Here is a 16,703-nt window from a genome sequence, read left to right as displayed (position 1 = left end):
AGCCCCTAGCGGCCCAGCAGCGCGTCCTTCGCCCGTTTCAGCGCCTCCTTGTCCAGCTCGGAGCGGTTGAGCGTGAGGAGCTGGTCAAGCGTCTCGGGGTCGCGGCGGCGATTCATGTGGCGCGGCGGCTGGAGCCTGGTGCGGCGGGAGCCAGGCAGGCGCATCAGGTCGAGCAGCGGGGTGGCAGGGCCAAACGCGGCCCCGCTGATCTCCTCCAGCCGGAACGCCTCGACCGGGGCCTGCACCACCGCCCGCGTTGCCGCCAGCACCGCTTCGAAATCGGCGGCCTCCGGGTTGGCCTCTGCAAATGCGTCGAAATCCAACTCCATGCGCGAGCTTTTCACATGCTCCGCCCATGCGCTGCGCATCCATGGCCCCGGCGCACGGGTGGTGAAGGCGAAGGTCAGCTCCGCGTCCGCCCCGAATCGCTCGACCACGCAGGCCTCCAGCACCTGGGCGATCTCGGGTGTGGCGCCGTAGCTGGGCAGCCCCGACCGACCGGCCATATGGCCCGCGAGCTCCTCGCAAGACACCAGCAGGCCCCGCTTGCGCCCCAGGTCCAGCCCGGCCAGGTAGTCGGCAAAGCGCCGCCGGATCTTCTCCAGCGACAGCGGGTCGCGCCAGGTGGAAAACCCGCGTGTCGCAAAAAGAACGGGCTCCAGCTGTTGCCGGAGCCCGAGGGCCATCACTGGCCAGAGGTGCTTTGCGTTGGCGCGCAGGAAGGCCTGGGCAGAGGTCGTCCCGGTCTTGTGAAAGCCCATGTGGACAACCGCCCGCACCGGCAGATCCCGCGCGGCCCCTGCCACCGCCGATTACTCGGCGGATTCTTCGGCAGCAGCTTCCTCGGCGGGCGCTTCGGCCGGGGCGTTTGCGGCCTCGGCGGCAGCAGCGGCCTTGGCGGCCTTCTCTTCAGCGCGTTCCTGCGCGGCCTTGCCGGGCTTCGCCTTGTTGGGGTTGTTGCGCTCGGTCTTCTCGCGCACGCCGGCGGCTTCGAGCATCCGGGCGATCCGGTCGGTGGGCTGGGCGCCCTGGTCGAGCCAGAACTGCACGCGCTCCATGTTCATTTTCACGCGCTCTTCGCTGTCCTTGGGCAGCAGCGGGTTGTAGGTGCCGAGCTTCTCCTTGAAGCGGCCGTCGCGGGGCATCCGGCTGTCGGCGGCGACGATGGAGTAGAACGGGCGCTTCTTGGAGCCGCCGCGTGCAAGACGAATTTTCATGGCCATTGTGAGTTCTCCTTTGGAATGGCTGTCGTGGTGAGGGGCCGTGCCCCTACGATTGGTGTGCCTCGTGGTGATGGATGACTTCCTGAATGATGAAGTTCAGGAATTTCTTGGCGAATTCCGGGTCGAGGTCGGCCCGTTTCGCAAGGTCTTCGAGCCGCGCGATCTGCACCGCTTCGCGGGCGGGATCGGACGGGGGAAGGTCGTGTTCGGCCTTCAGCACGCCCACGGCCTGGGTGTGCTTGAAGCGCTCGCCCAGCGTGTAGACGAGGATGGCATCGAGCCGGTCGATGCTTTCGCGGTGGCCCTTAAGCAGCTCTGCCGCGCGCAATGTGGTATCGTCAGTCAACGGCCCCTCCTTTGTGTTTGAAGATCGGGTCGATGTGGTGCTCGATCTCGAGCGCGATACCGTCCTCGATCTGGGTATTCCGCAGCGCCGCCGGCGAGGGGTGGCGATAGACGGCGGCCTCGTCGTTTCCGATCGTGGGCGCCTCCTTGTCCTTCTTGCAGCCCAGCCGCTCGGCCAGCTTGATCGAGCTGAGGTCATAGGGGTCGAGGTAACTCACCGCGCCTTCCCAACCCTGGGTCTGGTAGAAAAAGCGGCGCGCGGCATCGGTGGCCTCCAGCGCGTAGCCCTTGCCGGCCTTCTCGGGCCAGATGATCCAGGCGATCTCGCGCTCGGGCCAGCCCGCCGGGGCCCAGCCGCCGGCCATGCCCACGGTTTCGCCCGTCTCCTTGAGATGGATCATCCACATGCCGAAGCCCCGGATCTGCCAGTGCCCGATCTCGGCGGCGTAGAGCATCCAGCTTTCGTAAGGATTAAGCGGCCCGCCCATGAAGCGACTCCGGTAGGAGGCGAAGGTGGCCTTGAAGTTGGGGTAATCCTCGGGCTTGGGCGGCTCCAGCCTGAGCCGCCGGGTCTCCAGCGTCGGGATCGTTACCGGGCGCGGCCCGGGGATGGTCAGCGGGTTTTCCAGCGGGTTGCCGGTGAAGGTTGCGGCCTCGGTCATGCGGCGGCCTCCGCGCGATTGGGGTGGCGCCAGATCATGCAGGGCGCATCGAAGAACTCCACCTCGCGCTCGGGCGTGGCGCCGAGGCGCTCGGCCAGGGCGGCCGAGCGGGTGTTGCCCTGCCGGATGTAAGAGATCGGGCCGTCGAGGCCGAAGTGCTCTGCGCCATAGGCAAGCGCGGCTTGCGTCGCCTCGAAGGCCAGCCCGCGGCCCTCGAAGCCATCGTGCAGCCACCAGCCGATTTCCGGCTCGTGCCAGCCGTCGTTGAACAGAAAGCCGGTGCGCCCGGCGGCCTCGCCGGTGGCGCGATCCTCGATCATCCACTGGCCGTAGCCGCGCAGCGCCCAATGGCCGATGCAGGCCAGCAGCACGCCCCAGGCCGCCCGGCGCGGGTAGGGGCCGCCGACCCATTTGGAGCGCTCGGATTCGCCAAAGGCCGCGGCGGCCTCGAAATCACGCTCTTCCGGCGCGCGCAGGATGCAGCGCTCGGTTTCGATCACCGGGATGTTCAGCGCGGACATGCGGCTCATGCGTAGGCCTCCATCCCGCCTTCGGTAGAGGCCTCGGGGCCGGGGTGGCGCCAGATGTGCACGAGGCCGTGGCGCTGGTGGGTAAAATCGCCGTCAGGCCGCGCGCCCATCCGTTCGGCCACCCGGGCTGAGGCCTCGTTGCCGGGTTTCACCAGGCTGATCGCGGTTTGCCAGTCCAGCACGTCATAGGCATAGGCGCGGGCGGCCAGAGCGGCCTCGGTGGCATAGCCCTTGCCCTCATGGCCGGCGAACAAGTCCCAGCCGATTTCCGGCTCGGGCCAGCCCTCGGGCGCGAAGAGGCCAACGAGGCCCACGGTGCGCGCGCCCTCCTTCACATCGACGATCCAACGCCCGAAGCCCGCCAGCGTCCAGTGGCCGATTTCCATCGCCAGCATCCGCCAGCTGCCCTCGCGGTCCAGCGGGCCGCCCACGAACTTGCTCCGCTCCGAGGCGTAGAAGGCCGCGAAAGGCTCGAAGTCGCCCATGTCGGGGGCGCGCAGGATCAGGCGCTCGGTTTCCAGCGTCGGAATCATTGCTTCGGCCTTTTGTGCCGCCAGATGAACAGGTCGGGGTTGGGCGAGGGGATGCGGTCGGCGTTCAGCCGCTTGGCCAGCGCGTTGGAGCGGCTGTTGAAGCTGTCGACGTAGCTCACCATCGAGGGCAGGCCGAGCAGGCAGAAGCCGATCTCGCGCGCGGCCTCGGCGGCCTCGCGGGCCAGCCCCTTGCCTTCGTAGGCTTCGGTGAAAAACCAACCCAGCTCCGGCTCCTCGTCGCCCGGCTCGAAACCGATCTGGACGAACCCGGCGCAGGCGCCCTCGTGCATCACCGCCCAAAGCCCGTGGCCGCGCAGCAGCCAGCAGCCAACCATGGCGGCAAACTCGCGGAAAGCGCCGTCACGGTCCTGCACGCCGCCGAGGCCCTTGGCGCGCACCGGATCACAGGCGATCTCGGCAAACACGTCGAAATCCGCCAACGTGGCTGGGCGCAGGCGAGTGCGCGCCGTGTCGGCCACTGGCAGCAGTGCGCTCACCTGAGCGGCGAGCTTGGCGGCGGCGCCGGGGATCGGGCGTTCATGCGGGGCGCGGTTCATCTCGGGCATCTCAGGCGTGCTCCGGACGAGGGTGACGGTAGACGTGGGTCTCGTCGGGCGTTTCGCCGTCGGGCAGCGGGGCGGCGGCGTCATGTGTCGCGCCCAGTCGCTCGGCCAAGGCGATCGAGCGGGCATTTCCGGGGGCGATGTAGCTCACCAGCGTTTCCAGCCCTCCCGAGCCAAAGGCCCAGTTGCGCGCCGCCGTGGCGGCCTCGAAAGCAATGCCCTTACCCTCGAACGCGGGCCAGACCGTCCAGCCCAGCTCGACCTCGGGCCAATGCGCCATCCGGTTGAGGGAGACCTGCCCGGCAAGCGTGCCATCCTCGGTTTCCACCGACCAGCCGCCATGGCCCCTGAGCGCCCAGTTGGCGGCCTCGGAGGCGAAATAGGCCCAGCTTTCCTGCCGCCCGAACGGCCCGCCCATATGCACAGACCAGTCCGACGCCATCAGCGCCGCCAGCGGCTCGAAATCCTCGATCCGATAGGGGCGCAGGCGCAGGCGCTCGGTGGTCAGAGTGGGGGCGGTGGACATCGGGTTACTTCTTCTTCCCGAAGCCCGAAAGGCCGGGGGGCAGGGCGCCGCCGCCTAGGCCGGGCAGGCCGCCGCCGGGCATGCCGCCCATGCCACCAAGGCCTTTGGGCATCTTGCCGCCCGCCATCTGGGCGCGCGCGGCTTCCATGTCGGCCTCGCTCGGGCCACCCTTGCCGAACATGCCCTTCATGGCCTGTTTCAGCATGCCGCCCTTGCCCATCTTTTTCATCATATCGGCCATCTGCCGGTGCATCTTCAGCAGCTTGTTGAGGTCAGACACCTCCTGCCCCGAGCCCTTGGCGATCCGCTTCTTGCGGCTGGCCTGAAGCAGCGCGGGGTTGGCCCGCTCCTTCTTGGTCATCGACTGGATTAGCGCGATCTGGCGGCGGAAGATGGTGTCGTCAAAGCCGCTCTCCTCCACCTGCTTGGCCATCTTGCCCATGCCGGGCATCATCTTCATCATGCCTTCCATGCCGCCCATCTTGAGCATCTGCTCAAGCTGCATGCGCAGGTCGTTCATGTTGAACTGACCCTTCTGGAAGCGCTTCATCATCCGCTCGGCCTGCTCGGCCTCGATGGTCTCCTGCGCCTTCTCGACGAGGGCCACGATGTCGCCCATGCCGAGGATGCGCCCGGCGATCTGCTCGGGGCGGAACTCTTCCAGTGCCTCCATTTTCTCGCCAAGGCCGACGAACTTGATCGGCTTGCCGGTCACCGCGCGCATCGACAGCGCCGCACCGCCGCGCCCATCGCCGTCCATCCGGGTGAGCACCACGCCGGAAATGCCGATCTTGCCGTCGAACTCCTCGGCCACCTCCACGGCGACCTGGCCGGTGAGGCCGTCGACCACCAGAAGCGTCTCGCGCGGGGTGACGGCGTTGCGCACGTCCTCGACCTCGCCCATCAGCTTCTCGTCGATCTGGAGGCGACCGGCGGTGTCGAGCATGTACACGTCATAGCCGCCCATCGTCGCCTGCTGCTGGGCGCGCTTGGCGATCTGCACGGCGCTTTGGCCTTCGACGATGGGGAGGGTATCGACCCCGATCTGGCGGCCCAGCACCTCCAGCTGCTGCATGGCGGCGGGGCGGTAGATGTCGAGCGAGGCCATCAGCACCCGCTTGCCCTGCTTCTCCTTCAGCCGCTTGGCTATCTTGGCGGTGGTGGTGGTTTTACCGCCGCCCTGCAGGCCGACCATCAGGATCGGGGCAGGGGCGTTATCGACCTTCAGCTCGCCGGGCTCGCCTTCGCCCTCCAGCACATGAACCAGCTCGTCATGAACGATTTTCACAACCTGCTGGCCGGGGGTGACGGATTTGGTCACCGCCTGCCCGGTGGCCTTTTCCTGCACCGCCTTCACGAAGTCGCGGGCCACGGGCAGCGAAACGTCCGCCTCCAGCAGCGCCACACGCACCTCGCGCAGCGCGGTCTTCACGTCATCTTCGGAAAGCGCGCCCTGCTTGGTGAGCCGGTCGAAGACGCCGGAGAGACGTTCGCTCAGATTTTCAAACATGCTCTGGCTCCTTCAAGGCGGGCCTCCTTAGGCCCAGTCAGGGTATGCCCTCCCCAGATGGGTCGGACGGCTCAAAACGCAACCTGCAATGCAAAGATGCCCCCGTGGGCGAAACTCGCTGACGGGGGGCGATCCTGAAGGTCGCAGGACCGGAAGCGTTAAAGACTTCCGGAGATAGGTGGGCGTTTAAGTCGACGCGCCCCACGAGTCAAGCACGGGCGGCTCGGCGCTGTCCTCGCCAAGAAGCCAGTGAAGCACCGCGCGGGCGGGCTCTCTGGCGGTGTCTTCATTGGTGAAGGTGGTGAAGAGGGGCACCGGCTCGGCCTCGGTCAGCAGCAGCGGGCGGAAGCAGATGTCGGTCACATCCTGATACCTCCCGCTGGCGTCCTTCTGGCGAAACTCCCGCTTCAGCCGCTCCACCGCAACGCCGGTGATCTCCGACAGTGCCATGCCTTCGTGCCGGGCGCGCAGCACGGCCCGGTGGCGAAAGGCGATGCTGTCGGCCCGCCGGTCGAAGGTGATCTCGGTGGTGTGCGTGGCGACAGCGAGGATATAGGTCCAGGCGAGCGCGAAGAGCGCCATCAGCGCGCCGCCGACCGACAGGACGATGGGCATGCCGCTGGACGGCGCGGCGGCGATCGCGATGAACCCGGCAAGAAAGACCACGGCGACGATGGCAAAGATCACCACCGGCGCCCGGCCCGCGCCCTGTTGCAGCACCAGCCGGTCCGGCGTCTCCGACAGCACTTTCATCCCTGCACGCCCAACCAGCCGTTCACCGTATCCGCCAATCGCTCGGCGCGGCGGCGCCCGCCTGCGGCTGTCAGCGTCACCGGTTGGCCCCCGCTCAGCACCCGCACCCGCCAGGTCTTGCCGCCTCGTCCGGTGCTGCGCGCCACTTTCTCGGCCACGGCGCGGGAGAGGCCCGGCACCTCGTGGCGCTTCAGCACCCGCTCCCACGGCCCGCGCCGGATGTGCAGGAGGGAGCCGTCGGCGCGGTTCAGCACATATTCGACCGGGCTGAGGAGCGCGAGGATCGCCAAGGGAAGCAACAGCAGCCCCACCGGCAGGGCGAACCAGCCGCCATTCTCGCCGCGCTCCCCGAAGATATCGGCAAGGGCGAAGCCAAGGCACATGAGCGCGATCCCAAGCAGCAGGAGGCCCGTCCAGATGCCGCTGGCCCGCAGCACAAGCCGGTCTGCCGTGCTTTCGATGATCTTCACAGGGCCGCCTGCGGGGTCGGGCTCTCTGCCAGCCAGCGCTCGATTTGGGCCTTCAACTCGCGCGCGGGGCCCGGCGCGCCGAAGCCGCGCACCGGCACCGGGGCCCCGCCGGTCAGCAACACCGTGCGATGGATCACAAGACCGGGCCCGTCCGGGGTGCGCGCGGGCAGGCTGACCCGGTCGCAGCCCACGCCGTCGATCCGCTTGAACTCCGCGCTGCGCGTGACCCGGCCAAGCGCGTTCTTCTCGGTGATCCTGCCCGCCGCACGGTCGATCACGGTGACCGGGCCGGGGCGGGTGGCCCATAACAGCGGCAGGACGGCGAGCACGCCCGCAATGCCCAGAAGCGGCCCAAGCGGGGCGCCGCGCAGCAGAAGCCCGGCCAGCACCAGCCCGGTGCCCGCCACGGAAAGGCCGATTTCCCAGCCCTGCGGTGCCCGGCGATTACGCAGGATCAGCCGGGTGGGATGCGCAGGCCCGGATGTCATCTGAGGGTGTCCTCTCCCATTGCAGGCATTGAGGACCGGGGCGGGCGGCGCGTCAAGGCCGCTGCGGCGGTTCAGGCTTCCTGTGCCACCGCATCCACCGCGCGGCCCTGCATCCTTGCCTCAGCACGGGCGCGCGCAGCCTCGACCAGCGCGGAGAACAGCGCGCGCTGGCGGCGGGCATAGAGCAGGTGTTCGGGGTGCCACTGCACGCCCAGCATGAAGGGGTCACGCACCCGCTCCACCGCCTGCACCATGCCGCCCTCGTCGCGGGCGGCTACCCGCAGGCCCGCGCCCAGACGGTCCACCGCCTGGCTATGCAGCGCGTTCACCTTCATCTCTTCCGGCCCCGCCAGCGCCTCCAGCCGCGTGCCCGGCTCGATTGCAACGCTCTTGCGCGGCAGCACGGTGCTGTATTCGCGCGAGCCCCAGCGCCCATAGGCATCCTGCTCCAGCGTTCCGCCAAGAGCCACGTTGATCATCTGGCTGCCCCGGCAAATGCCCAACACCGGCAGGTTTTCGGCCCGCGCGGCTTCCACCAGCCGCCGCTCAAGCGTGTCCCGCGCCGGGTCCAGCCGGGCGCGGCCCACCAGCTTGCCGCCATAGAGATCGGGCGAGATGTCATCGCCCCCGCCAATCAGCAGCCCGTCAATCGCGGCGAGGTCGATCTGCGACTCTTCTACCCAACGCACCGCCCGCCCTCCGGCCAGCCGGACGCCCAGCCACATCAGCGGAAAAATCCGCCATGCAGAGCGGGCAGAGAGGGTGACGGCGATGGTGGGGGTCATGCCGCGTTGTCGCGGGTCTGGCTCGGCATCAGCCCGGCCTCGGCCACCATGGCCCCGGCGCGTTCGGCCCAGTCGCTGCGGCGCGAGAGCAACCCTTCGTCGCGGTGCCGGGCCCACTCGGCGGCAAGGCTCTCTAGCAGCGCGCTGTCTCGGGCCACCTCCTCGACCAGCACCCAGCGGTTCCACTCGTAGGCCAGCGACCATTGCGGTTCGTCCACCCGGCAGTCGGGCATCCGGTAGTGCCAGGTAGGCCGCGCTGACACGCCGCCCAGCCCGTGCTCCGCCGCTTCCACCTTCTCCGCGTCGATCTCCATGAACAGCGGCAGCGCGTCGAGGTCGTAGTTCCGCGAGGGCGCGTTTTCCAGATAGCAGTCGATCAGCGCCGCCAGATCGGCGAAGTCGCCCTCAGCCAGAGCGTCCACCAACGTCTTGGGCCAGCGGTCCACGAAGGGCTGGGCACGGCGCGAGGGGTCGATCGGGTCCATCGCGCGCAGTGTATCTTCAAGCAGGGCAAAGGCGCGCAGGGTGGGAAGTATGTCGTCAAGTTCGGTCGAAACCACCTGCGGGTTGAAGTGCACCCCGAAGCCAAGCAGCACCCCGTCCCGGCTGCCACGGGCGCCTGCGTCGCGCAAGGCGGCGCAGAGCGTGTCGAGCGTTGCAATTTCGTCCGGGGCGACCGGCGCTGTCACGATCTCCACCGGCAGCACGCCCCGTGCCGTCTCGATCGCCGTCTCCACCAGCGTGCCGCCGTCCTTGCGGAACGATGTATCGAGGTAAACCTCAACGTCCCCCAGCGGACCGCCTTCCACGAGCCAGTCGAAGGTTGCGGTCTGGTGTGGCGTGCCGCCGCAGGTCTCCGCCACGATCCGGGCCACCTCCGCTTCGTCGAGGCCGCCCAATTCGATCTCCACGCCAATGTGGCGCGGATCGCCCTCGGCGGTTTTCGTGCGGGGCAGGGGGAGCGGGCGATCTACGGGGATCATCTGGGCGAGCGATTGCATGACCCAAGAACGCACCGCAGCCCATCCGGTTTCATGCAACCTGCCGCCCCTGCGCAAATCGGATGGGCGCTTTTCTTATTTTGCCGCGAAGAAAAGCGCGCCCCCGCGCGTATAGCTCACACCACCTCACGATCCGGGGTTTTGGCAGGATGTGACTTGATACCCGCAAAATTCTGCGGTGCCTTCTTGCGCATGGGGGAAGAGATGATAAACTATACTGAACGGTTCAGGTTACCCGAGCCGCCAGCCCTTGCGAAAGCGCACAGATAACAGGAAGGTCGTGGTTCATGTTGGACGGTGAACAGATTACAGCCGGAGGGCGACGGATGAACAGCCTTGATGCCTGGGACGAGGTGCGCACCGCTTACCACGTGGCGCGGGTCGGCACAGTGTCGGGCGCGGCGGATGCGTTGGGCGTGCACCACGCCACCGTGATCCGCCACATCGACGCGCTGGAGCAGCGGCTGGGCACCAAGCTTTTCCAGCGCCACGCGCGGGGCTACACCGCCACCGAGGCCGGACTGGACCTGTTGCAGGTGGCAAAGGCCACCGATGACCAGTTTTCGCAGCTTGCGGGCCGGATCAAGGGCCGGGGCGAGGAGGTGACGGGCGAGCTGATCGTCACCTCGATCCCGTCGCTCTCGCCCTCGCTCTCCGCCACGCTGGCCCGCTACAGCCGCGCCAACCCACAGGTGGTGCTGCGCTTCATGACCGACGAGCGGCTCTTCCGGCTAGAGTATGGCGAGGCCCATGTGGCCATTCGCGCCGGAAAGCGGCCCGACCAGCCTGACAACGTGGTGCAGAAGTTTTTCGAGTTGAGCCACGCGCTTTATGCCACTCAGGATTACGTGGCAGAGATGGGCGCGCTCGACGAAGGCGACATGGCCCGGCACCGCTTTGTGACGGAGGATGACCGCGAAAGCCGCGCGCCCTTCTATCGTTGGCTGCACGAGATGGTGCCCGACCGCTGCATAAGTTACCGCGCCTCGGCGCAGCGCTCGGTCGTGGATGCGATCCGCGCGGGGGCTGGCGTGGGCTTCCTGCCGGTGGCCATGGGCGAGCGGTCGCCGGACCTGGTGCAGATGATGCCCTCCAAGCCCGAGTGGACAGCGACCGTCTGGCTGGTAACGCACGTGGATCTGCACCGCACGGCCAAGGTTCAGTCGATCCTTACCCACCTCAAGGAGGATTTCGACCCGGGCAGCTTCTGAGCAGGCAGCTCATCGGCCTTCGCGGTCTTAGTCGCACCTGCGATGAGGACCGAGCGGGCCCTTCAGAGCAGCCCCGCCCGGCTACTCCTCGCTGCCGAGTCCCAGCTCCGTGCCCAGGAACCGCTCGAAGGCATCGAGATTGACCGGCTCGAACTGGCCGAAGCCCTGCATCCAGACGCTTGCGCCCTTCATCGCGTCGGGCTCCAGCTTGCACCATTTCACCCGCCCGCGCTTCTCCTGCGTGATCAGCCCCGCGCCAGCGAGAATGGTGAGGTGCTTGGAGATCGCCGCAAGGCTCATCTCGAAGGGCTCGGCCACGTCGGTCACCGCCATGTCATCCTCCAGCAACATCGTCAGGATCGCCCGCCGCGTGGGGTCGGCGAGGGCGGCGAAGACGGTATCGAGCGAGGGGCGCGGACGCGGGGCCATGCGGCAGCGGTAGGGCGGCCCCGCGCAATCGTCAACCGTTTGGTTGAATATGCAAACGGGCTCTTGATTGGTCAGGGATGGCGCGTGCAGCCCTGCGACAGGCTGGCGCTCGTTATTAAAATCAATGACTTGAGCGAAAATTCAGCCAATTGACTCTACCCGCCCCGCTTTCTAGGTTCCGCCCAACTGTCGAAGGGGGCACATGCATGGCCGGCTCGGGCGACGAGCAGCGACTTCACGAGCTGAACGCCAAGCTCGCGGCGCATAAAGCCAAATACGCGCCGCCCCCTCCGAAAGACGATCACTACCACGCCGCCTCGCAGGGCTGGCGCATGGTGATCGAGCTGGTCTCGGGCCTCGGGATCGGCGTTGCTGTCGGGTATGGGCTCGACGTGCTGTTCGGCACGCTGCCCCTCTTCCTGGTGGTGTTCACATTGCTGGGCTTTGCCGCCGGTGTCCGCGTGATGATGCGCACGGCCGCAGAGTTCCAAAACGCCCCGAAAGCGCGGGCAGAGGACGAGAAGAGGGACTGAAATGGCGACTGAAGCCCACGGCGCAGAGGACAGCCTCGCATTCCACCCGATGGACCAGTTCATGGTCAAGCCGCTCTTCGGGGACGGCGCGGTGGCCTGGTACACCCCCACTAACGTGACGCTCTGGATGGCGCTGACCGTGCTCTGCGTGATCCTGCTTCTGGTCATCGGCACCCGCCGCCGCGCGGTCATCCCCACCCGCAGCCAGTCGATCGCCGAGATGGCCTATGGCCTGGTGCACAAGATGATCGAGGATGTCTGCGGCAAGGATGGGCTGAAGTACTTCCCCTACATCATGACGCTGTTCATGTTCATCCTGCTGGCGAACATGCTGGGCCTGCTGCCCTATGCCTTCACCACCACCTCGCATCTCGCGGTCACGGTGGTTCTGGCGCTCTTCGTCTTCATCTCGGTCACCGTGATCGGCTTCGTGAAGAACGGCGCGCATTTCCTCGAGCTGTTCTGGGTCTCCTCCGCGCCGCTCGCGCTGCGCCCGATCCTGGCGCTGATCGAGGTCATCAGCTACTTCGTGCGGCCCGTCAGCCACTCCATCCGTCTGATGGGCAACATGATGGCCGGTCACGCCGTGATCAAAGTCTTCGCAGCCTTTGCCCCGCTGATCCTGTTTTCCGCCGTCGGCATCGCGGTCACGCCGCTGTCGATCCTGGCGATCACCGCGATCTACGCGCTCGAGCTGCTCGTGGCCTTCATCCAGGCCTATGTCTTCACCATCCTGACCTGCGTGTACCTGAAAGACGCGCTGCACCCGTCTCACTGAGCCGGGGCACAGGATCTCAAGTTTCTAGCCAATTCCAACGTAAGGAGAATTCGACATGGAAGGCGATATCGTTCAAATGGGTGCTTTCATCGGTGCAGGCCTTGCCTCTGTGGGCATGGGCGGCGCTGCCATCGGTGTGGGCAACGTGGTGGGCAACTTCCTCTCTGGCGCCCTGCGCAACCCCTCTGCGGCCGGCGGCCAGACGGCCACCATGTTCATCGGCATCGCCTTCGCGGAAGCCCTGGGGATCTTCTCGTTCCTCGTCGCGCTTCTGCTGATGTTCGCCGTCTGAGGCAAACCTTCTGATCCTTACGGCCGGGGGGCAGCGATCCGCGTCCCCCGGTGTCCCTGAAAGGTTTCCGGAGAGAGCCCATGGCAACTGAAAACTCTGTAGCCGAGCACGTCAGCCCCGCCGATATCGAGGCGGCTGGCCGCTGTGTCGGGCCCGATGGCGGCGCCATCGGCATGCCGCAGCTGTGCTTCGACTGGTTCCCCAACCAGATCTTCTGGCTCCTCGTCACGCTCGTCGCGATCTACTTCGTGCTGAGCCGCATCGCCCTGCCGCGCATCGCCGCGGTTCTGGCCGAGCGCTCGGGCACGATCACCAATGACATCGCGGCAGCCGAAGAATTCAAGATGAAGGCCGCCGAGGCCGAGAAAGCCTACGAAAAGGCGCTGGCCGATGCCCGCGCCGAGGCGCAGGCCATTGCCGCCGACGCCAAGGCCGAGGTGCAGAAAGAGGTCGACGCCGCCATCGCCAAGGCCGATGCCGAGATCGCCGCCCGTACGTCGGAGGCGGAGGCAAAGATCGCCGAGATCCGCGAAGGCGCACTGGCCTCTGCCGAAGAGGTCGCCAAGGACACGGCCGGCGAGATTGTCGCGGCCCTGGGCGGCAAGGCCGATGCCAAGGCGGTAAACGCCGCCGTCGAAGCCCGGCTGAAAGGAGCCTCGTGATGATGATCCGCTTCTGGCTCACCACCGCTGCCATCACCCTTGCAGCCTCGCCCGTGCTGGCGGCCTCCGGCCCGGCCTTCTCACTGCGCAACTCCAACTTCGTTGTGCTCGTTGCCTTCCTGCTTTTCATCGGCGTGCTCCTGTTCTTCAAGGTGCCCTCGATGATCGCAGGCATGCTCGACAAGCGGTCCGACACGATCCGTGCCGAGCTGGACGAGGCCCGCGCCCTGCGTGAGGAAGCCCAGACAGTTCTGGCCTCCTTCGAGCGCAAGCAGGCCGAGGTGGCCGAGCAGGCCGAGCGCATCGTGGCCCACGCCAAGGAGGAGGCGAAGATCGCCGCCGAGGTGGCCAAGGCCGACCTGGAGAAATCCATCGCTCGCCGCCTTGCTGCTGCCGATGACCAGATCGCTTCTGCCGAAGCCTCCGCCGTCCGCTCCGTGCGTGATCGTGCGGTGCAGGTGGCCGTGGCCGCGGCGGGTGACGTGATCGCCAAGCAGATGGGCGACGCCGAGGCCAACAAGCTGATCGACAGCGCCATCGACGAGGCCGGTGCCAAACTGCACTGAGCGCGCCGAGAACCCTTCGCAGCGGCCGCCCCACTCGGGCGGCCGTTTGCCTTTTTCGGAACCTTCCAGCACTGGAGGGGGGTTGAGGTGTCAGATGACACCGCAGGAGGCCCCCGATGACCTACACCCGCTTCGCCGCCATGATCGCCACCTCGACCGTGGTGATGTTTGCCCTGATGTATCTCAACACCTACGCGCTCGGGCACGTCTTCTTCTCGGAAACGCGGCTTTACATGGCGCTGCTGATGGGCGCTGTGATGGCGGCGATCATGATGGGGTTCATGTGGGCGATGTATCAGGGTCGCGTGTTGAAGCTGGCCATCTTTGCAGGCGCGGCGGTGGTCTTCGCCCTCACGCTCTGGCTGGTGCGCAGCCAGGCCACGGTTGGCGGCCTCAGCTACATGCGGGCGATGATCCCGCATCATTCGATCGCGGTGATGACCTCGGGGCGCGCGGATATCGAGGACGCACGGGTGCGCGATCTGGCCGATGGCATCATCGCCGCGCAGCGCCGAGAGATCGCCGAGATGCGCTGGCTCATCGCCGAGCTTGAAGCGGGCCGGACCGTTGACCGCGCCTACCAAGATCCTGCGCCCGTCCCCGGCAGCGTCGAAGGAGCACTGAGCACTCTGCGCCTCTCCACTCTCTACCCCGCCCCGCTGACCGCCGCCGAGGCCGCCGAACTGGTCGAGGGGCCGACCGGCGGCTGCAATTTTCGCCAGACCGAGGCCGACACGCCGATACTCTGGACAAGCGCTGAGGGCGACATGGCGGTGATGCTGCTCAACGGCACCTACCTTCGGCTCGGCGGCGGCGATGGGCGCTTCGAGGCGGACAGGCTCGCAGTGACCGTGACGCCGCTGGGCGAGGACGCGAGCTTCCGCTCCGATGCGGCGCTGGTGTTTGCCATCGCGCAGGGGCCGACGCGCGGATATCGCGGCTTCTGGTCCTGTGCCCAATGATCGGGCAACGGAAGTCACGTTTTCTTAGGCCGGGGCAATTATGGTTGCAGGAGCGAGCCGGGGGCATAGGTTAAAGCTATGACTCACGCGACAGATGCTGCAATCCTGCCCCACGCCTCTAGGCCCTACAGCCGGGCGGAACTGCTGACGGATGCCTGGGTGCATATCGCGGCCCTTGCGCTGGCGGTGGGGGCGGTGCCCGTGCTCATCACCCTCACGGCGGTCTGGCGCGGCGATGCGATGGGCATTACCGGCGTGTCGATCTATGGGGGCACGCTGATTGCCATGCTCACCTGCTCGCTGCTCTACAACCACCTGCCGCGCCCGGAGTGGCGGCGCACCCTGCTTCGCTTCGATCAGTCGGCGATCTACCTCAAGATCGCGGGCACCTACACGCCCTTCGCGCTCCTGGCCGGGGCAGGGCAGGGGCTGCTGGTGTTCATCTGGGTGCTGGCGGTGGTGGGCACCGTGGCCAACTTCGCCTTGCCGCGCCGACCCACGGCAGTGGGCGTGGGCCTTTGCCTTGGCATGGGCTGGGCGGTGCTTATCGGCGGACAGGATCTGCTAGCCGTCACCTCTACCCCGGTAATCGTGCTGATGGCGGTGGGCGGCGGGCTCTACTCGGCCGGCACGCTCTTCCTGATGCTCGGGCAGATGCGCTTTCACAACGCGATCTGGCACTTCTTTGTCGCCGTCGCCTCCATCGTCTTCTTCGTCGCAGTTTTCATGCACGCCGCGCAATCGGCGGTGTGACTGCTGTTAAATTGCGCGCCTGCGGCGCATTCCATTTTTGGTTTGCCGCCTCCCGGCCACCGTGCCAGCCTGCGTCCCAACGTGGTGCGGGGGACGAGGGCAGCGGTGGCGGGTGACAGCAAGGAACGGGCGACGCGGGCCAGGACCGCGGCGCTGCACGGCACCGAGGCGGGGTCGTACGGCCCGACGCTCTTCGACTCTCACCACCTTGGCGCGCTGGAGCCGGTTTACTGGCTTGGGTTCTGTTGCGCCGAGAAGCCCACGCCCGCGCAGGTGCTCTCCGCCCTCGTCCTGGTTGGGTCTTGGGAGGCCGAGGAAGACGGCGTGGTGGACACATATGATTTCAGCCTCCCCGGCGAGGTGACGGATTATCTGCTCTCGGTGTGCTTCGAGGGCGACACCGTTGCCGAGGTCAGCATGGAGAGCTGACGATGCGCGCCGCCCGCCTCCTGCGCCGCGTCCTGCTCTGGCCGCTCGCCGCTCTGCTGCTCTACCTCGCCGCCGCCGCGCTGGGCGGGTTGGTGCCGGGCCGCATGGCCAATGTGGCGCCGGGGGAGGGGCCGCCGGTGGAGATCGGGCTGATCGCCGGGCGGATCCACTACGATTTCATCCTGCCCGCCACCGAGGAAACTCGCGCTGCACTCGCTTTCGCCAGAGAAGGCGGCGTGCCGGTGGCGGCACCGGGCGTGCGGCACTTCGTTGTCGGGTGGGGTTCCGCCGGGTTCTACACCACCGCCGGAACCTATGCCGACGTGGCCGCCTCCACCGTGCTGAAGGCCGCCACCGGCGATGCCTCGGTTCTGCGCGTCGAGGTTTATGGCCCACTGCCCGAGGGGTTCGACTACCCGCGCCTCACCCTCACGGCAGGCCAATACAGCGCCCTCCTCGCCTTCATCGCCGAAACCCGCGCCGGCCCGCCGATCCACGGCGCAGGCTTCAGCCAGACCGATGCATTCTTCGCCGCCCATGGCCGCTTCCACCTCTTTCGCACCTGCAACACCTGGATCACCGACGCCCTGCGCGCTGCGGGCCACCCGGCGGGGGCCTGGACACCCACACCCTACGCCGTCACCCTCTCGCTCTGGTGGAACGGCCCGTAGGATAGGCAATCTGCCCACCGCCCCGATG

General features: G+C 67.3%; 25 protein-coding genes. 10 read left to right on the top strand and 15 right to left on the bottom strand.

What is annotated here, in order from left to right; genetic code table 11:
• Positions 1–5: 5 nt before the first annotated feature.
• The 14 genes from DYI42_RS10170 to DYI42_RS10105 form a co-directional block, all read right to left on the bottom strand.
• On the bottom strand, positions 6–761 hold the full coding sequence (locus tag DYI42_RS10170; RefSeq protein ID WP_213545824.1) for a hypothetical protein: 756 nt from the start codon (positions 759–761) through the stop codon (positions 6–8).
• A 51-nt stretch (positions 762–812) separates the two neighbouring features.
• Positions 813–1,223 carry a 30S ribosomal protein S16 gene (gene rpsP / locus DYI42_RS10165; RefSeq protein ID WP_213545823.1) on the bottom strand — a complete coding sequence of 137 codons (411 nt, stop codon included), beginning with the start codon at positions 1,221–1,223 and terminating at the stop codon, positions 813–815.
• Between the two features lie 46 nt (positions 1,224–1,269).
• A complete protein-coding gene (locus DYI42_RS10160) occupies positions 1,270–1,569 on the bottom strand; it encodes a chorismate mutase (protein ID WP_213545822.1) in 300 nt (99 codons plus the stop codon).
• Entirely contained in the window at positions 1,562–2,230 is a 669-nt protein-coding gene (locus DYI42_RS10155) for a GNAT family N-acetyltransferase (protein ID WP_213545821.1), read from the bottom strand. Before DYI42_RS10155 ends, DYI42_RS10160 begins: the two co-directional genes overlap by 8 nt.
• Positions 2,227–2,760 carry a GNAT family N-acetyltransferase gene (locus DYI42_RS10150; protein WP_244867810.1) on the bottom strand — a complete coding sequence of 178 codons (534 nt, stop codon included), beginning with the start codon at positions 2,758–2,760 and terminating at the stop codon, positions 2,227–2,229. The genes DYI42_RS10155 and DYI42_RS10150 overlap by 4 nt, the downstream gene beginning before the upstream one ends.
• Positions 2,757–3,293 (bottom strand): GNAT family N-acetyltransferase, encoded by a 537-nt coding sequence (locus DYI42_RS10145; RefSeq protein ID WP_213545820.1) that lies wholly within the window; start codon positions 3,291–3,293, stop codon positions 2,757–2,759. Before DYI42_RS10145 ends, DYI42_RS10150 begins: the two co-directional genes overlap by 4 nt.
• Positions 3,290–3,859, bottom strand: a complete 570-nt coding sequence (locus tag DYI42_RS10140) for a GNAT family N-acetyltransferase (RefSeq protein WP_213545819.1) — start codon at positions 3,857–3,859, stop codon at positions 3,290–3,292. The genes DYI42_RS10145 and DYI42_RS10140 overlap by 4 nt, the downstream gene beginning before the upstream one ends.
• A gap of 1 nt (position 3,860) precedes the next feature.
• On the bottom strand, positions 3,861–4,382 hold the full coding sequence (locus DYI42_RS10135; protein ID WP_213545818.1) for a GNAT family N-acetyltransferase: 522 nt from the start codon (positions 4,380–4,382) through the stop codon (positions 3,861–3,863).
• Positions 4,383–4,386: 4 nt separating this feature from the next.
• A complete protein-coding gene (ffh, locus tag DYI42_RS10130) occupies positions 4,387–5,892 on the bottom strand; it encodes a signal recognition particle protein (RefSeq protein ID WP_213545817.1) in 1,506 nt (501 codons plus the stop codon).
• Between the two features lie 186 nt (positions 5,893–6,078).
• Positions 6,079–6,645, bottom strand: a complete 567-nt coding sequence (locus tag DYI42_RS10125; RefSeq protein WP_213545816.1) for a hypothetical protein — start codon at positions 6,643–6,645, stop codon at positions 6,079–6,081.
• Complete coding sequence (locus DYI42_RS10120; RefSeq protein WP_213545815.1) at positions 6,642–7,115, bottom strand: hypothetical protein; 474 nt, start codon at positions 7,113–7,115, stop codon at positions 6,642–6,644. The genes DYI42_RS10125 and DYI42_RS10120 overlap by 4 nt, the downstream gene beginning before the upstream one ends.
• On the bottom strand, positions 7,112–7,603 hold the full coding sequence (locus DYI42_RS10115) for a hypothetical protein (RefSeq protein ID WP_213545814.1): 492 nt from the start codon (positions 7,601–7,603) through the stop codon (positions 7,112–7,114). Before DYI42_RS10115 ends, DYI42_RS10120 begins: the two co-directional genes overlap by 4 nt.
• Positions 7,604–7,674: 71 nt before the next feature.
• On the bottom strand, positions 7,675–8,388 hold the full coding sequence (locus tag DYI42_RS10110) for a gamma-glutamyl-gamma-aminobutyrate hydrolase family protein (protein ID WP_213545813.1): 714 nt from the start codon (positions 8,386–8,388) through the stop codon (positions 7,675–7,677).
• The gene (locus tag DYI42_RS10105; RefSeq protein WP_244867808.1) at positions 8,385–9,389 is read right to left on the bottom strand and encodes an amidoligase family protein; all 1,005 of its coding nucleotides are present in this window, start codon (positions 9,387–9,389) and stop codon (positions 8,385–8,387) included. Before DYI42_RS10105 ends, DYI42_RS10110 begins: the two co-directional genes overlap by 4 nt.
• A gap of 326 nt (positions 9,390–9,715) precedes the next feature.
• Here DYI42_RS10105 and DYI42_RS10100 point away from each other — a divergent pair, with 326 nt between their 5' ends.
• Entirely contained in the window at positions 9,716–10,600 is an 885-nt protein-coding gene (locus DYI42_RS10100; protein WP_213545812.1) for a LysR family transcriptional regulator, read from the top strand.
• An 81-nt stretch (positions 10,601–10,681) separates the two neighbouring features.
• Here DYI42_RS10100 and DYI42_RS10095 read toward each other — a convergent pair whose 3' ends face one another.
• Entirely contained in the window at positions 10,682–11,029 is a 348-nt protein-coding gene (locus DYI42_RS10095; protein ID WP_213545811.1) for an ArsR/SmtB family transcription factor, read from the bottom strand.
• Between the two features lie 206 nt (positions 11,030–11,235).
• Between DYI42_RS10095 and DYI42_RS10090 the strand changes: the two genes are divergently transcribed.
• The 9 genes from DYI42_RS10090 to DYI42_RS10050 all read left to right on the top strand — a co-directional run bounded on the left by DYI42_RS10090 (position 11,236) and on the right by DYI42_RS10050 (position 16,675).
• On the top strand, positions 11,236–11,562 hold the full coding sequence (locus DYI42_RS10090; RefSeq protein WP_213545810.1) for an AtpZ/AtpI family protein: 327 nt from the start codon (positions 11,236–11,238) through the stop codon (positions 11,560–11,562).
• 1 nt (position 11,563) lies between these two features.
• Positions 11,564–12,340, top strand: a complete 777-nt coding sequence (locus DYI42_RS10085) for a F0F1 ATP synthase subunit A (protein ID WP_213545809.1) — start codon at positions 11,564–11,566, stop codon at positions 12,338–12,340.
• Between the two features lie 55 nt (positions 12,341–12,395).
• Complete coding sequence (locus DYI42_RS10080; protein WP_140015448.1) at positions 12,396–12,632, top strand: F0F1 ATP synthase subunit C; 237 nt, start codon at positions 12,396–12,398, stop codon at positions 12,630–12,632.
• Positions 12,633–12,712: 80 nt separating this feature from the next.
• Entirely contained in the window at positions 12,713–13,294 is a 582-nt protein-coding gene (locus DYI42_RS10075; protein WP_213545808.1) for a F0F1 ATP synthase subunit B', read from the top strand.
• Positions 13,294–13,860, top strand: a complete 567-nt coding sequence (locus DYI42_RS10070; RefSeq protein WP_244867806.1) for a F0F1 ATP synthase subunit B — start codon at positions 13,294–13,296, stop codon at positions 13,858–13,860. The genes DYI42_RS10075 and DYI42_RS10070 overlap by 1 nt, the downstream gene beginning before the upstream one ends.
• 116 nt (positions 13,861–13,976) lie before the next feature.
• Complete coding sequence (locus DYI42_RS10065; protein ID WP_213545807.1) at positions 13,977–14,822, top strand: DUF305 domain-containing protein; 846 nt, start codon at positions 13,977–13,979, stop codon at positions 14,820–14,822.
• Between the two features lie 78 nt (positions 14,823–14,900).
• Positions 14,901–15,575: a PAQR family membrane homeostasis protein TrhA gene (gene trhA / locus DYI42_RS10060; protein ID WP_213545806.1), complete on the top strand. Its 675-nt coding sequence runs from the start codon at positions 14,901–14,903 to the stop codon at positions 15,573–15,575.
• A 105-nt stretch (positions 15,576–15,680) separates the two neighbouring features.
• On the top strand, positions 15,681–16,004 hold the full coding sequence (locus DYI42_RS10055; RefSeq protein WP_213545805.1) for a DUF2004 domain-containing protein: 324 nt from the start codon (positions 15,681–15,683) through the stop codon (positions 16,002–16,004).
• Between the two features lie 2 nt (positions 16,005–16,006).
• Positions 16,007–16,675 carry a DUF2459 domain-containing protein gene (locus DYI42_RS10050; protein ID WP_213545804.1) on the top strand — a complete coding sequence of 223 codons (669 nt, stop codon included), beginning with the start codon at positions 16,007–16,009 and terminating at the stop codon, positions 16,673–16,675.
• The last annotated feature ends 28 nt before the right edge of the window (positions 16,676–16,703 follow it).

This window comes from Vannielia litorea, assembly GCF_018424695.1.
Lineage (GTDB): Bacteria > Pseudomonadota > Alphaproteobacteria > Rhodobacterales > Rhodobacteraceae > Vannielia > Vannielia litorea_A.
Note: the sequence above shows the minus strand (reverse complement) of the source record. Positions and strands in the feature narration are given on the sequence as shown.

Excerpts from the sequence above, each read along its gene's own strand:
- DYI42_RS10170 (WP_213545824.1), bottom strand. The coding sequence starts at position 761 with ATGGGCTTTCACAAGACCGGGACGACCTCTGCCCAGGCCTTCCTGCGC.
- rpsP (WP_213545823.1), bottom strand. The coding sequence starts at position 1,223 with ATGGCCATGAAAATTCGTCTTGCACGCGGCGGCTCCAAGAAGCGCCCG.
- DYI42_RS10155 (WP_213545821.1), bottom strand. The coding sequence starts at position 2,230 with ATGACCGAGGCCGCAACCTTCACCGGCAACCCGCTGGAAAACCCGCTG.
- DYI42_RS10150 (WP_244867810.1), bottom strand. The coding sequence starts at position 2,760 with ATGAGCCGCATGTCCGCGCTGAACATCCCGGTGATCGAAACCGAGCGC.
- DYI42_RS10145 (WP_213545820.1), bottom strand. The coding sequence starts at position 3,293 with ATGATTCCGACGCTGGAAACCGAGCGCCTGATCCTGCGCGCCCCCGAC.
- DYI42_RS10140 (WP_213545819.1), bottom strand. The coding sequence starts at position 3,859 with ATGCCCGAGATGAACCGCGCCCCGCATGAACGCCCGATCCCCGGCGCC.
- DYI42_RS10135 (WP_213545818.1), bottom strand. The coding sequence starts at position 4,382 with ATGTCCACCGCCCCCACTCTGACCACCGAGCGCCTGCGCCTGCGCCCC.
- ffh (WP_213545817.1), bottom strand. The coding sequence starts at position 5,892 with ATGTTTGAAAATCTGAGCGAACGTCTCTCCGGCGTCTTCGACCGGCTC.
- DYI42_RS10125 (WP_213545816.1), bottom strand. The coding sequence starts at position 6,645 with ATGAAAGTGCTGTCGGAGACGCCGGACCGGCTGGTGCTGCAACAGGGC.
- DYI42_RS10115 (WP_213545814.1), bottom strand. The coding sequence starts at position 7,603 with ATGACATCCGGGCCTGCGCATCCCACCCGGCTGATCCTGCGTAATCGC.
- DYI42_RS10110 (WP_213545813.1), bottom strand. The coding sequence starts at position 8,388 with ATGACCCCCACCATCGCCGTCACCCTCTCTGCCCGCTCTGCATGGCGG.
- DYI42_RS10105 (WP_244867808.1), bottom strand. The coding sequence starts at position 9,389 with ATGCAATCGCTCGCCCAGATGATCCCCGTAGATCGCCCGCTCCCCCTG.
- DYI42_RS10100 (WP_213545812.1), top strand. The coding sequence starts at position 9,716 with ATGAACAGCCTTGATGCCTGGGACGAGGTGCGCACCGCTTACCACGTG.
- DYI42_RS10095 (WP_213545811.1), bottom strand. The coding sequence starts at position 11,029 with ATGGCCCCGCGTCCGCGCCCCTCGCTCGATACCGTCTTCGCCGCCCTC.
- DYI42_RS10090 (WP_213545810.1), top strand. The coding sequence starts at position 11,236 with ATGGCCGGCTCGGGCGACGAGCAGCGACTTCACGAGCTGAACGCCAAG.
- DYI42_RS10085 (WP_213545809.1), top strand. The coding sequence starts at position 11,564 with ATGGCGACTGAAGCCCACGGCGCAGAGGACAGCCTCGCATTCCACCCG.
- DYI42_RS10080 (WP_140015448.1), top strand. The coding sequence starts at position 12,396 with ATGGAAGGCGATATCGTTCAAATGGGTGCTTTCATCGGTGCAGGCCTT.
- DYI42_RS10075 (WP_213545808.1), top strand. The coding sequence starts at position 12,713 with ATGGCAACTGAAAACTCTGTAGCCGAGCACGTCAGCCCCGCCGATATC.
- DYI42_RS10070 (WP_244867806.1), top strand. The coding sequence starts at position 13,294 with ATGATGATCCGCTTCTGGCTCACCACCGCTGCCATCACCCTTGCAGCC.
- DYI42_RS10065 (WP_213545807.1), top strand. The coding sequence starts at position 13,977 with ATGACCTACACCCGCTTCGCCGCCATGATCGCCACCTCGACCGTGGTG.
- trhA (WP_213545806.1), top strand. The coding sequence starts at position 14,901 with ATGACTCACGCGACAGATGCTGCAATCCTGCCCCACGCCTCTAGGCCC.
- DYI42_RS10050 (WP_213545804.1), top strand. The coding sequence starts at position 16,007 with ATGCGCGCCGCCCGCCTCCTGCGCCGCGTCCTGCTCTGGCCGCTCGCC.